This window comes from Streptomyces griseiscabiei (assembly GCF_020010925.1).
GTDB classification, from domain to species: Bacteria; Actinomycetota; Actinomycetes; order Streptomycetales; family Streptomycetaceae; genus Streptomyces; species Streptomyces griseiscabiei.
On record NZ_JAGJBZ010000001.1, the window covers coordinates 354,768 to 368,456 of the forward strand.

The following is a 13,689-nucleotide window of genomic DNA, read 5'->3' on the forward strand; positions in this document are numbered from 1 at the left end:
CGGTCGGCCTCCGGAGCACCCGGCCCTCGGCGGCCCGGGCCGTCACCCGTGCCAGCGGTGCCCTGATGATCGCCATCGGTGCCTTCCTGGTGACGGAACGTCTGGCCGGCTGAGGCCTCCGGAGAACCGGGCCACCGCACGACCGGACGCCCGGGGAACCGCCGGCCGACGAGTGAGCAGAGTGCTCACGCTCTCAGTCGAGACAGAACTCGTTGCCCTCGATGTCCAGCATCACGATGCACGACTCGTTGTACTCGTCGGCCAGCAGCACGTTCTCACGTGTCGCTCCGAGCGCGATCAGCCGATCGCACTCGGCCTGGAGCGCGGCGAGACGTTCTTCACCCCTCAGCCCGGTGCCGACCCGCACATCGAGATGCACCCGGTTCTTGACGACCTTCCCTTCGGGAACGCGCTGGAAGTACAGCCGGGGCCCCACCCCGGTGGGGTCACCGCAGACGAACCCCGCGCCCCGGCGCTCGAGCGGCAGCGTGCGGTCGTAGTCGCCCCAGGTGGCGAACCCCTCCGGCGGCGGCGGTACGACGTACCCCAGCACCTCGCACCAGAAGCGGGCCACACGCTCGGGTTCCGCGCAGTCGAAGGTCACTTGGATCTGCCTGATCTTTGACATCGGCGCACCATAGCAGGGGCCCCGACGCTCATCTCCCGGTGCGGCTCGGTGCCGGGTCGGCCGGTCCGGGCACGGCGTCGAGTCCGGCCTCCGGGGGCGGGGAGCCGAAGGCCGGCCCGGCGCTCTCGCCGAGGAAGCCGCCCGACTGGTGCTGCCACAGCTTGGCGTAGGCGCCGTTCGCGTCGAGCAACTCCTCGTGGGAGCCCTGCTCGACGACGCTTCCGCGGTCGAGGACGACGAGGCGGTCCATCCCGGCGACGGTGCTCAGACGGTGGGCGACGACCAGGGCCGTACGTCCGTCCATCAGCCGCCACAGGGCGTCCTGGACGAGGATCTCGCTCTCCGAGTCGAGCGCGCTGGTCGCCTCGTCGAGGAGCAGGATCGGGGCGTCGCGCAGAATGGCCCTGGCGAGGGCGACCCGCTGGCGCTGGCCGCCCGAGAGTTTCACTCCCCGCTCCCCCACCAGGGTGCCGAAGCCGTCGGGGAGTTGGTCGGCGAACTCCGTGACGTGCGCGGCCTCCGCCGCGGCACGGATCTCCCGGTCGGTGGCGCCGGGCCTGGCGAAGGCGATGTTGTCGCGCAGGCTGCGGTGGAACATGGCGGGTTCCTGCGGCACGTAGGCGATCAGGGAGCGCAGGTCGCTCTGGCGCAGCCGGCTGATGTCCTGTCCGCCGATCAGGATGCGTCCGTCCTCGATGTCCGACATCCGCAGCAGAAGCCGGGTGAGCGTGGTCTTGCCGCCGCCCGACCTGCCGACCAGACCGATACGCGCGCCCGCGGGCACGTCCAGGTCGAGCCCCCGGAAGATGGGCTTCGCGCCCGCGTGGGAGAAGGTCACCACGTCGAAGCGGACCCCGGTGTCCCGTGGTGCGAGCGGTTCGGGTTCCGCCGGGTCGAGCACGGTGGGCGGGTCCAGCAGCAGTTCGGTGAACTGCGCGGCCTCGGTCATCGAGTTCTCCAGACGCCGGTAGATCTGGTTGAACTCGAACATGATCTGGGTCGCGTTGGAGTAGTAGGTGAAGGCGACGACGATCTCCTCCACTCCCTGGCCCGAGCCGCCGAAGGCGATGGCGACCAGCAGCCCCAGCACATTGGTCAGGACGGACATGGGGGCGATGAGGGTGTCGACGCGGAGATTGCCGTAGTCCCACGACTGCAGCGTCAGGCGCCGGGAGTCCGCGACCCGGTCGCGGTGTTCGTCGGCCTCCCGTTCCTCGGCCGCGAACGCCCGGATGGTCTCCATGTTGACGAGGCTGTCGGCGACATGGCCGGAGACCCGGGCGACCGCCGCCTCACGTTCGCTGACGAGCCGCTGCCGGCGACGGATGAGGGGGGTCGCGGCGACCACGGTCACCAGGATCATCACCAGAAGGCCGACGACGAGCATCGGCTGATAGGTCCACAGCACGACGGCCCCGAACAGCAGGGGGACGACACTGCCCACGATCCGGAACGTCACGGTGTCGACGAAGTCCTCGAAGCGCTTGCCGAAGCTGAGCACCCGTTTGGTCAGGGAGCCCGCGAAGTTGTCGTGGAAGAACGCCGCGTCCTTGGCGAGGAGTTCGTCCATACCGCTGACATACAGGTGTTCCATGCCGAGGGCGTCGACCCGGTTCAGACAGTGCTGCCCGACCCGCCACACGACCTCGGCGAGCAGCAGCGTCACACCGAAGGCCAGCACGTACGGCAGCGCCGAGTCGAGGGTGAGACCGCCGCCGTCGGCTGCCTGTCCCGCGAGTTTGGCGATCAGCAGAGGGGCGACGTAGCGGATACCGATGTTGCCCACGGCGGGCAGCACCAGCGCGGGCAGGGCCAGTCGGCGCAGTCGCAGCAGTTCCCGGCCGTAGTGGCGCAGCGCCAGCACGACCGCGCCCCTGCCCGGCCTCGGTCCTCGTGGTTCTGAGGTCCCCATCACACTCCCGGAGGTTCGGAAGTCGGAAGTGTCCCGTTCATGGGGGTCCGCAGTCCAGGCATTTACCGCCGAACGGCCAGAACCGGACACATCGTGTCCGGTCGGCGCGACCACCGTGCGGGCGGCGGTGGCCGACGGCGGGTCAGTTGTGCCGTGTGGGCCGGTAGACGAGCTCCTGGATGTGGCCGTCGAGCGTCCGCTGCTCGATCAGCTCCAGGTCGAAGTCGTCCGCTCCCCGGAAGACCGGGTCCAGTCCGGTCCGCCCGGTGATCACGGGGAACAGCGTCACCTGGACACGGTCGACGAGACCGGCGGCCATCAGCGCCCGGTTCATCGACAGGCTGCCGTGCGAGCGCAACGGCACCTCGGACTCCTCCTTGAGCCGGGCGACGACATCGACGGCGTCCCCGCTCACCACGCGCGCGTCGGGCCAGTCGAGGGGCTCCCGCAGCGTGGTCGACACCACCGTCGCCGGCAGGTTCACCATCCGGGTGACCCAGGGGTCGTGCACGTCGGACCGCTCGGTGCTCTCGGCCAGCATCCGCGCGAACGCCCGATGCGTGGTGGCGCCGAAGACCATCCGCTGCTCCTCGCGGTACTGGGCGAGGCGGTGGTCGAGCAGTTCGGGGCCCTGCTTGCCCCAGTAGCCGGTCCAGTCGCCGCCGGCGGCCCCGAAGCCGTCGAGGCTGGAGAAGACGTCGAAGGTGTAGGCAGCGGTCATCGGGCTCTCCTCGCATGCGGTTTTCGCGTGCCACAGATTCGTGTGGCACAGATTCGCGTCACAGATTCGCGTGTCACACATATAGACCGGCGGCCACGGAAGAACTCATCGCCGGCCGAACTCCGCCCCTGCGGCGGGGCGCTCGTCCACAGGCGGCGGGCGTTGTCAGTGGCGGCTGGCAGGATCGGGTGCATGACGGGGACCACGGCATTCGACTGGCAGTCCTTCCTGTTCAGGTGGAGCGGGGAGTGGGCGGACGCGCTGCCCGACGACGGGACGCGGAGCGCGGACGACGAGGCCGCGCGGCAGGCGCGCTGGCTCGGTTTCCCGCCCGCGCCGGAGGAGCGGATCGTGGCCATGGAGGAGCGTCTCGGCCGCCGGATGCCCCCGTCGTACCGGGAGTTCCTGAAGGTCACCGACGGCTGGCGGCACGCGGGCGGGTTCGTGTGGCTGCTGGCGGGGACCCAGGACGCGCGCTGGCACGACAACGCGTCGGGTCTCGCGGACATGTACGAGGAGTTCCTCGACGAGGACGCCGGGCCCGAGGAGCGGGTCGAGGTGGACATCTGGCGGCGCGGGCTGCAGCTCGACGTGGAGTCCGACATCACCCATGTCCTCATGGACCCCGAGGACGTGGACGAGGACGGCGAGTGGGCCGTGTACACCTGGGCGAGCTGGCGGGCCGAACCACCCGAACGGCACGCGAGCTTCCGTGCGTTCATGCAGGACATGCACCGGGAGTTCCACAGCCTGGGCGGGCACCGGGGCGACGGGGAACCGGAGTTCGTCAACGACACCACCCGCGAGCTGGACGCCCGGCTGGAGGCGGGCCGGCTGGCGGCGCTCCGCGGCGACTGGGAGCGGGCCGCGCAGGCGCTGGACGAGGCCAAGAAGTACGGCAGGCCGAGGGCCGCCGGGCTGGGCGATCAGCTACGCCGTCTGCTCGGACAGACCTCGGCGGTGCACTTCGACGGGCTGGCGAAGGACCCGGCGTACGCTCCCGAGCTGCTGCCCCCGCTGGTCGCCGAGCACGCGGCGCACTCGTACCGGGACGACTCCACGCTGACGTACCACCTGCGGGGCGCCGACGAAGGCCTGGTGGCACGGGCGTACGCGACGCTGGACGAGGTGCGGAGCGGTGCGTACCGGTACACCGCGGCCGGACCGTTCGGGGAGGCGGTCGAGCGGGCGCGGGAGTCGGCGCGCTGGGGAGACTCCGACGGGGCCTGGCGGACGCTGATCGACGCCCTGCCCCTGTGGGAGCCGCTGGGGCCGGACCTGTTGGCGCCGCTGGGATGGGTGGCCGACCCCGTACTGGGGCCGCTGCTGACGGCGGAGCGGGGCCGCGAGCTGCTGGCCACTCCCCGAGGCGGGCAGGCGGGCCAGGCACCTCCGCCGACCGCCGGACACGACCGGGACGACCTGGCGTGGCTCGCGGAGCCGGACCCGGGCGACCAACGCACGTCCTACCGGTTCGTGCTGGTGGAGGGGGTGGCTCCGGAGGAGCTGCCCGGCCGTCTCGCGGAGGGCGGCGGGCTGAGCGACCCTCTGACCCTGTGGGAGGCGCGCCGCAAGTCGTTGGAGGGCAAGAGGGAGTTCTCGTCCTACGACGACAGGGCTCTCATGGCGGTCGGCAGGGCCGGCGCCGGCTGGAGCTTCGCGTTCGACGGCGAACCCGCCTCCTTCAGCCCGGAGCGGTTCGTCTCCCCGGCCGTGGACGCCAGCGCGGGCACCCGTGCGGTGGTGGTGTGGAGCGGCTTGCGGGCGGAGCAGAGAGGGCCCGTGTTCCATCTGTCGGTGGCGCGGGACGGCGTCGAGGAGTACGCGTTCACCTACGCGGACGGAGAGGTCCGGTCGAGCGGGGAGATACCGGGGGCACTGGATCCGGCCCGGTTCTTCGGGGCCCTGTCGGACACGACGGAACGGTCGCTGCTGGAGGCGGTGACCGCGGAGTTCGGTGTCCGAGTGCCGCGCCACGCGCTCGTGCACGGGCGGCTGCACACGTTCACCACCCGCTCCTGGACGCGTCCGCCGGGCGACGGCGAGACGTACACGGTGATCCGGGTGGGCTGACAGGCCCCCTTGGCCGGTCAGGCGTCCGGTGCCGTGGCCCGGAGGCCCGCGAGGACCACGGCGACGATGCGTTCCGCGTCCGCGCGGGTGAACGGGCGGACGCCGCGGTTGACGATGAGGTGCACCGGGCCGGAGATCATCTCACCGAGGAAGGAGCTGTCGACCGGGGGGAGTTCACCCCGGTCGACCGCGGTGTCCACGCGACGCCGCATCGCGGCCACGCGCTGATCGAGGATCTTGGTCAGTGCCTCGACGGTGGGGCTGTGACGGGCGGGCTGTAGCGCCTGTTCGAGAGTCTGGCCGAACGGCGTCCCCAGGCCGCCGGCGAGGGCCAGCAGGAAGTCCACCAGATCGCGGTGGATGTCGCCCGTGTCGGCGACCGAGGCGAGATCCTCGGCGTACCGCACCAGGGCTTCGACGACCAGTTCCTCACGATCGGGCCAGTTGCGGTAGACGCTGGTCCGGTGCACGCCGGCGAACTCGGCGACCTCCTCGTAGCGGAAGCCCGCGATGCCGTCGCGCGCCACGAGTTCGACGGTCGCGGCGAGGATCTGCGCCCTCACGCGCGCGGTACGGCCACCCGGGCGCCGCGCGGCCGGCCGGTCAGCGGTCCCGTCGGCCATCGCCGCGCTCACCTTCTGTTCTCTGCTCGGGTGCCGATTGTCGCCAGGGGCGGCGGCGCGGTGCAAGCCGATGGGGCGTTGCGGTACGGGCGGTTCATGCGTACGCTCGCTAAAAGCGACAGATTGTTTCTTTAGCGGGGAGGCACACATGGACATCCTTGTCTCAGGGGCCGGAATCGCCGGGCTCGCCTGCGCGGTCGAGCTGGGCAGGCGCGGCCACCACGTCACCGTGGTCGAGTACGCCCGCCGACTGCGGCTCGCCGGAACACCCGTCGACATCCGCGGCGACGCGATCGAGGCCGTCGGCAGGATGGGCCTGCTCGGGGAGTTACAGGAGCATCGGGTCCGGATGTCCGAGCTCACCCACTTCGTCGACAGCGCGGGCCGGCCGGTGGCCCGGCTGCCGCTCGCGCAGATCAACGACTCCGACGACGACATCGAACTCCTCCGCGGGGACCTCGTGCGCATCCTCGCCGCGGCGCTTCCGGACAGCGCGGCGATCCGCTTCGGCGACTCGGTCGAGGCACTCACCGACCACACCGGCGACGGCGTGGACGTGCACTTCGCATCGGGCCGCACCGGGCGGTACGACCTGGTACTGGGCGCCGACGGCCAGCACTCCGCCGTCCGCGGGCTGGTGTTCGGCCCCGAGGAGGATCATCTGCGGCACCTCGGTGTCTACTTCGCCCTCGCCGACCACCCCGGCGAGGCCCAGGGTGAGGGCGTCAACTCGGTGTACAACGTCCCCGGCCGCATGGCCGGCCTCTTCCGGTACGGGGGCAGGGCCGTCGCCGTCTTCCAGTTCCGCTCGGAACGGATCGACCACGACCACCACGACCTCGACGCCCAGAAGCGGATCCTCACCGACGCCTTCGCCGGCCACCGTTCGTGGCGGATACCGGAATTGCTCGACGTGGCCCGCGCCGATCCCGGCTTCTACCTCACCCCCGCGAGCCAGATCCGGCTGCCCTCCTGGCATCGCGGGCGCGTCGCCCTCGTCGGGGACGCCGGGTACAGCCCCGCCTTCCTCTCCGGCCGGGGCACCTCCCTCGCCCTCACCGGCGCCCGGTTCCTCGCCGAGGAACTCCAGCGGCACGGCGCCGACCACGCCACCGCGTTCGCCCGGTACGAGGCCCGGCAGCGCCCGTACGTCACCTTCGCCCAGAGCCGTGTGCACAGCGGGCGTGACCGCATGTTGCCTGCCACCTGGGCCGCCATCGCCGCCCGCGACGAGGCGCTGCGGGCGACCGAGGCCGGCGCGCGGTGACGGAGACACGGGAGAAGCCCGCCGTCGGCCCCCCGGAGCACCACTGGAGCGGGCGGCTCGTCCTCTGGGCGGCCGTTCTCACCCTCGCGAACGTCCTGGCCGATCTGGCCATCGGCTCGCCCATGATGGTCCTGCCCCAGCTGCTGGAGCGTTTCGACACCGACCAGGCCGCGTGGCTGAACGCGAGCGCGATGCTGGCCGGGGCCCTCTGGTCGCCGCTGCTCGCGAAGAGTTCCGACGTCGTCGGCGGACGCCGGACACTCATCGTCACCCTGCTCCTGGCCTGCGCGGGAGCGCTGGTGTGCCTCGTCGCCCCCCACGTCTGGATCTTCCTGGCGGGGCGCTTCCTCCAGGGCGCCGCCTTCGCCGCGGTCTTCCTCACGGTCGCCCTCGCACGACGGATCTGCACCCCACGGGTGGCGATGGCCCTGGTCGGGCTGGTGACGTCCGGCTCGTCGGTCGTCGGCATCGTCGAGCCGTTCCTGATGCGGCCGGTCATCGACGCGTTCGGCCCCCGGAGTGTCTTCGGGGTGGCCGCGCTGCTCGCCGCGGTCGCCGCGGCCTGTGTGCGTGCCTTCATCCCGGAACCACCGGTCCGCGGCACCGGCCGGATCGACGTGAGCGGGGCGCTCCTGCTCGGCGGCGGTCTCGGGGCGGTGCTCGCCTACGCCAGCCTGGGGAGCGACCTCGGATGGCTGTCCTGGGGCATGCTCGCGCTGGTGGGGGCCGGTGCCGCCGCGCTGGCCGGATGGGCGTTCCTCGCGCTGCGGGTCGACGAACCCGTCGTGGACCTCCGCGCCCTCAGCCGCCCGGTCCTGCTGACGCTGCTGGCGCTGGTGCTGGCGGCGGGCTCCTTCCGCAGCATGCTGCAACTGACCGGCGTCATCGCGCAGGTGTCCCCGGACCTGGGCCTCGGGTACGGGCTGGGCGACGGGGAAGCGGTCGCGGTGCTCCTCGCCGCGCCCAATCTCGGCATCGTCCTCGGCGGCACCTGCGCCGGATGGCTCGCCGGGCGATTCGGTCCGGCGCCCCCTCTCCTCGGTGGGATCGCCGTCGGCGCGGTGGCGACCTTCGCGATGCTGGCGGGCGTGTCCGTACTGCCGCTGGCGATCGCCTGCGGCACCCTCCTCGGTGTGGCCGCCGGCGCGATCGGCGCCTCCGGCTACAACCTCGCCACCAGCCTCGAAACACCCGAACGACAGGGCACGACCGCCGGTCTGGTCTCGGTCGTCCTCGCCCTCGGCTCGGTCGTCCTCACCATCGCCGGCGGCGAGATCCTCAAGGCGACCCAGCTTCCCGGGCCCCTTGCCGACGGAGCCCCGGTGAGCACATCGGCCGGCGTGCACCTCTACATCGCGCTGGCAGGCCTGCTCTTCCTCCTCGCCGCGCTGCCGGCACTCGCGCTGACCCGCACCCGGCCGGCCCGTGCGGCGGGGACGCCGACGGCAACAGGCACCGGGTCGACCGTCTGACCGTCCCGTCCGAGCGGGCCGAGGGGGCACCTGTCCCGGCCAGGTGCCCCCCTGATGGCACTACTCGTCGCGCAACTGTGCCGCCAGCGAGACCAGCGGCTCGGTCTCCTCGCTGGTGTGGCCCTGGGCCGTCAGACAGGTGACGGCCCTGTCGAGGCGGGTGAGGGCGGGGGCGGGGCGTTCCAGGTAGATGCCCTCGACAGCGCCCGCGAGGCGGACGCACTCGGCCCACTCCCCGGCGTGGTCGTCGTCGCGTCCGGGCTCACCGAGCAGGGCGAGGGCCTTCTCCAGGGCGGCCAGCGCGGTCTCGTACTCGCCGGCGTAGGCATTGACCCGTCCGTGTTCATAGGCCAGGGCGCTGTCCAGGGATCGGCCCTGGGGCTCGTACGAGGCGGCGCGGGCCTCGTCGGCGATCCGGCCCGCGTCGGCGAGGAGGGCGAGGGCGTCGGCCAGGCCGTCGGGGCCCTGCTTCTGGGCCTGGAGCCGGGCGATCTCGCGCAGGCAGTTGCTGAGGTGTTCGTAGCGCGGGGCCAGGGCATGGGCGGCGAGTGCCTGCTCCGCGACCTTCCGGGCCCGGTCGAACTCGCCGGACTCGGCGAGGAGTACGGCCGTCTCCCCGGCGATCATGGCGTGGCTTCCGGGGTCGTCGTCCCAGCCGGCCGACTCGGCGGCGAGGGCGACGAACTCCGTCGTGGCGGCCTTGATGTCCTCGCCCTCCCGCAGTGCGCGGGCGCGGGTCAGCCGCAGCTGGGCGACGAGCCGGTCGTCCAACTCCCCCGCCACGACGTCCGGTTCGGCCAGCAGGGAGTCGAGCAGGGCGATGCAGTCCTCGACCCGGCCCAGGTCGAGGCTGAGCTGGGCGGCGTTGCTGTAGGTGCAGAACGCGTCCGTCCGGCTGCCGTGGCGCAGCTCCAGCTCCGCCGAGCGCGTCAGGTGCCGCAGGGCCTCGTCGGGGCGGCCCAGGTGCAGACAGGCCTGGGCCAGATCGCCGTGCAGACGGTCGGTGTCGACCGCCTCGGCCGGCCAGTCGGCGGCCAGACGCAGGGCTTCGGTCAGGTCGGCGTGGGCGGTCCGCGCGTCCCGGAGGCCGAAGTGGAGCCGCGCGCGCAGCCCCAGTGTGCGGGGCAGGTGCCAGGCGGGGCCGTGTGCCCTCAGCCGGTCGAGGAGGGCGTCGATCTCGGTGACGGCGGCGGGCAGGTCGCCGGAGATGGCGTGGGTGGTGGTCCGCAGCAGCAGGGCGCCGGAGATCTGTCCGGTGAGATCGTGCCGGGTGGCGAAGGTGTGCAGCGTGTCCGCCTCGGCGAGGACCAGCGCGACATGCTCCTCGCTGCCCGTCGTCTGCAGGCGCAGGCCGAGGGTGTTGCCCCGCAGGCGCAGCAGGCGGGCCTCCTGGGCCGGGGTGAAGCCGGTCGTCTCCTCGTGCAGGGCGACCATGGAGGCGTGGGCGGCGTTCAGCGCTGCGGCCCTGGCCCCGGTTCCGTCGGCGCCGTCCGCCTCCGCCCCCGCCCCCGCCTCGGGCTCGGGCTCGGTGACGGCCTGGGCGGTGGTGAGCAGGCCGCAGGCGCGGGCGAGCGCCGCGTGTCGCGGCAGGCCGGCGTCGTCGTACAGGGCCGCGGCGTCCTCGTAGAGCTCGGCGGCGTCGGCGAACTCGTCCTTCTGCGCCGCCCGGCTCGCCTCGTCCTCCAGCAGGTCCGCGCGCAGTTGTACGAGCGGTCCCACGGCGGGGTCGTCCGGGTGGCTGTAGTCGCGGTCGGCGACGAGGGTGCGCAGCCGGGCCCAGCAGGCCTGCGCGTCCGGGTGCCCCACCTCCTCCAACGCCCGTGCGCGGGCGATGAGTTCGGGCAGCGCCTCGGGGACGGCCTCGGTCGTACGGGCGGTGGGTGCGGGGACGGGGGCGGCCGTGGCCAGCTCGTCGAGGCCGCGGGTGCGCAGGGTCAGTTCCAGCGCGTCCAGGAGCGGGGCGCGGTCGAGGCGGGTCCGGCGGCGGTCGCTGTGGGTGGTGGTGCCGTTGCGAGCGTCGAAGCGGGCGGCGAGGTCGTCGGCGCGGCCCTTCACCTCGGCGCGCAGGCCGGACACCGTCCAGGTGCGGCCCGCGTACCCGGCGACGGGCAGACCGCCCTGGCCGAGGAGTTCGACGCGTCCGAGGAGGACCTCCACGCCGGTGAGGAAGCCGAGCAGGGCCAGCGGCGAGTCGACCTCGTCGAACAGGCTCCGGTTCTCGGCGAGGAGTTCCAGGCCGCGGGCCTCGTTGCCGGTGAGCGCGCAGAACTCCAGGTGGCGGCCGACCTCCTGGGCCATGGAGACATTGCGGCGGCAGCCCCGGTAGCCGGCGAGGTGCAGTTCGCGGGCCTGGTCGGTGCGGCCGGTGCGCAGCAGGGACAGCAACGCGTGCGAGACGGAGCGGGCCGGCTCCTCCTGGCAGGACTCCTTCCCGGCCAGGACGGGTTCCCAGACGCGCAGCGCCCGTTCGTCGTCGCCCGCCGCGAGGTGGTGCAGGGCGCGCTCGCAGGTCTCGCAGGCCTCGCAGTCGCTGAGCCGCACGCGGGTGCGGCCGGCCCACAGTTCGTAGGCGAGGGTGGTGTCCTCGCCCACGTGGGCGGCCAGTTGGTACGCCTGGCCGTAGTAGGGCTGGAGGCCGAGGCCGGCCTTCTCGTACCGGTCGCGCATCTCGGTCAGCCACTGGCGGAGGCTGACGAGCGGCACCTCGGGCAGCTGGAGCAGGGCGTTGGCCACCCACTTGAACCGCCAGAACAGCAAGTGCCGCAGACGCTCGTCGAAGACATCGGGCTGCTCGTCGAAGAGGTTCAGCAGCCGGGCGAAGACGACGGGCGACTTGCGGGGCTCGGAGCCGTACGTGTACGCCTCCTGGAGTTCGAGGAGGGCACGGACCAGGGCGAGGGGGTCCTCGAACTGCTCGGCGGCGTCGACGAGTTCCTCGGCGGTGACGGTACGGGGGCGGCCGTAGGGGCGCCGGCCGTTCTCCTGGAGCGCCTGGAACAGCTCGTCCGTGTTCTGGGGGTGGGGTGCGGGTGCGGTCGGCATCGTCAGCTGTCCTTGCGGAGGGCGTGGGCGAGCAGGTCGAGGAAGGAGCGGTTGATGAGGCTGGACTCGGCGGGCCTCAGCGGGCGCCGGGACAGCATCGCGGCCTGCCCGTAGAGGGCTTCGGCGCTGGTGCGGGCCAGTTCGGGTTCGCCGATGGTGACGGCGGTGCGGACCAGCGGGTTGAGCTGGTTGAGGATCAGCTGGGCGCGGGGTGCCTCCTGGCGCAGGGCGCCGAGGATGTCGCCCCACAGGCCGCCCTCCTGCTCGCGGGCGAGCTGGGAGCGGGTGCGCTCGTGCCGGGCCTCGCGGCTGTCGACGAGGAGGGCGGGGGCGGAGGCGGGCTGGAAGGTGCGCAGGGCCACGTCGCAGTCGAAGACGGCGAGGGCGTCGCGGGCCTGGGCCAGGTACGCCGCGGCGGCCAGCTCCGTCTCCCGGTCGACAGGGTCGAGATGGGCGGTGAGGGTCGCCGGGTCGAGGTCGGCGACGCTGACCTCGGGCCGGATCTCGGGCAGCCGGTGGACGAGGTCGCGGTCGTAGGTGTAGCCGCCGTTGACGACGCCGAGTCCGGCGGCCGAGGCGATCGCCGCGACCTGCCGGAACTCCTCCACGCTGGAGGTCACGAGCACGGTGCGGTGGGTGCGGGCGAACTCGTCGAGGGTGGTGTGCCCGTCGGTGGTCTCGAACGGCAGCCAGGGCAGCAGCATCCGCAGGATCTCGTCGTCGTGCACCGCGAGCGACTTCACGGCCAGGTGGTGGGCCTGGAGGAAGCGGCCGAGCAGGTCCGGGTCGCTGGCGGCGGCGCGGGCGATCCAGTCGCGCAGCCGCTCGGCGAGGGCGTCGCGGACGGCGGCGAGGGTGTCGTCCTCGTACAGGGACTCGCGGGACGCCGTGGGACGCAGGCTCTCGGCGTCGACGACGCAGCGGACGAAGAACGCCCACTCCGGCAGGATCTCCTCGGCCTGCTCGGACAGCAGCATGCCCTTGACGTGCACGCGGTGGCCGTGGCGGCGTCCGGCGGGCACCGTCTCGGGCAGCACACAGGCGATGCCTTTCAGGCCGACCGCCGGGAGGTCCAGTTCGATGGTGTCCAGCGGGGTGAACCCGAAGACGTCCGCGCCGTACGCGGCGAGCGCGCGGGACCGTGCTCCCGGGGTGGGGTGGGCACGGGACCAGGGGGCGGGCTCGGGGTTGACGGGCGCGCCCCGGCCGCCCGGACCGGCCGTGCCGTCGTCGAAGGTCACCGGGTGGCGGAGCAGGGAGCCGAAGTGCCGGGCCAGGGCGTGCACCTGGGCCGGGCGGGTCCACTCCCCCGCGTCGGCGCGCGGTGTCAGGGTGACGGTGGTGCCGGGCCGGGGGCGGGCGGAGGCGGGCAGGGTGCGGACGGTGTAGCTGCCGTCGCCGCGCCCCCGCCACTCCACGGCGGGCGCGTCGGGGGTGCGGGCGGAGCGGCTGAGGACGTGGATCTCGTCCGCGACCAGGAAGCAGGAGAGCAGGCCGATGCCGAACTGGCCGATGAAATCGGCCCGTTGCTCGGCTATTCGCTCGGCGCGCTTGCTGCTGCGGCCGATCGTGGCGAGGAAGGTGTGCACGTCCGCCTCGGTGAGACCGACACCGTCGTCCTCGACGCGGACCACGGAGCCGTCGGCGTACAGACGGATACCGAAGGCGCCGGCGTCGGCGGCCGGTTCGAGGGCGTGCCGGGCGGTCAGCGCGTCCACCGCGTTCTGCATCAGTTCGCGCAGGTAGACCCGGGGGCTTGAGTACAGGTGGTGGGAGAGGAGGTCCACGAGGCCGCGCAGGTCCACCTGGAAGGTGCGGTCGGCGGCGACCGGGTCGACGGCGGTGTCGGGCAGAGTCATGGGGCAGTCCGGGGTGGGAAGAGGGAAGGGCGACGGATGCGGGGGGCCGGGGGCCGGGGCCTTTACGCGGCTGCCTGCGTCGGCGCCGGAGC

At 72.8% G+C, this 13,689-nt stretch carries 9 protein-coding genes; 3 read left to right on the plus strand and 6 right to left on the minus strand.

Going from position 1 to position 13,689, the window contains the following annotated elements:
* Window positions 1–193: 193 nt before the first annotated feature.
* The 3 genes from J8M51_RS01450 to J8M51_RS01460 form a co-directional block, all read right to left on the minus strand.
* Window positions 194–628: a VOC family protein gene (locus tag J8M51_RS01450; protein WP_086759797.1), complete on the minus strand. Its 435-nt coding sequence runs from the start codon at window positions 626–628 to the stop codon at window positions 194–196.
* A gap of 28 nt (window positions 629–656) precedes the next feature.
* Window positions 657–2,540, minus strand: coding sequence for an ABC transporter ATP-binding protein (locus J8M51_RS01455; RefSeq protein WP_086759795.1), 1,884 nt, complete (start codon window positions 2,538–2,540; stop codon window positions 657–659).
* Window positions 2,541–2,682: 142 nt separating this feature from the next.
* Complete coding sequence (locus J8M51_RS01460) at window positions 2,683–3,261, minus strand: dihydrofolate reductase family protein (protein WP_086759793.1); 579 nt, start codon at window positions 3,259–3,261, stop codon at window positions 2,683–2,685.
* Between the two features lie 192 nt (window positions 3,262–3,453).
* On the opposite strand from J8M51_RS01460, the gene J8M51_RS01465 reads away from it, so the two are divergent.
* Window positions 3,454–5,334, plus strand: coding sequence for an SMI1/KNR4 family protein (locus tag J8M51_RS01465; protein ID WP_086759791.1), 1,881 nt, complete (start codon window positions 3,454–3,456; stop codon window positions 5,332–5,334).
* A 17-nt stretch (window positions 5,335–5,351) separates the two neighbouring features.
* Here the strand turns inward: J8M51_RS01465 and J8M51_RS01470 are convergent, their stop codons facing one another.
* Window positions 5,352–5,957, minus strand: a complete 606-nt coding sequence (locus J8M51_RS01470) for a TetR/AcrR family transcriptional regulator (RefSeq protein WP_086759789.1) — start codon at window positions 5,955–5,957, stop codon at window positions 5,352–5,354.
* Window positions 5,958–6,105: 148 nt separating this feature from the next.
* On the opposite strand from J8M51_RS01470, the gene J8M51_RS01475 reads away from it, so the two are divergent.
* Both J8M51_RS01475 and J8M51_RS01480 read left to right on the plus strand, forming a co-directional pair.
* Window positions 6,106–7,224: an FAD-dependent monooxygenase gene (locus J8M51_RS01475; RefSeq protein WP_086759787.1), complete on the plus strand. Its 1,119-nt coding sequence runs from the start codon at window positions 6,106–6,108 to the stop codon at window positions 7,222–7,224.
* On the plus strand, window positions 7,221–8,696 hold the full coding sequence (locus J8M51_RS01480) for an MFS transporter (RefSeq protein ID WP_086759785.1): 1,476 nt from the start codon (window positions 7,221–7,223) through the stop codon (window positions 8,694–8,696). Before J8M51_RS01475 ends, J8M51_RS01480 begins: the two co-directional genes overlap by 4 nt.
* A gap of 60 nt (window positions 8,697–8,756) precedes the next feature.
* On the opposite strand, the gene J8M51_RS01485 is transcribed toward J8M51_RS01480, so the two are convergent.
* Together J8M51_RS01485 and J8M51_RS01490 are read right to left on the minus strand one after the other, a co-directional pair.
* Window positions 8,757–11,738, minus strand: coding sequence for a hypothetical protein (locus tag J8M51_RS01485; RefSeq protein WP_086759782.1), 2,982 nt, complete (start codon window positions 11,736–11,738; stop codon window positions 8,757–8,759).
* A gap of 2 nt (window positions 11,739–11,740) precedes the next feature.
* Window positions 11,741–13,597 carry an HSP90 family protein gene (locus J8M51_RS01490; protein WP_267298909.1) on the minus strand — a complete coding sequence of 619 codons (1,857 nt, stop codon included), beginning with the start codon at window positions 13,595–13,597 and terminating at the stop codon, window positions 11,741–11,743.
* Between the last annotated feature and the right edge of the window lie 92 nt (window positions 13,598–13,689).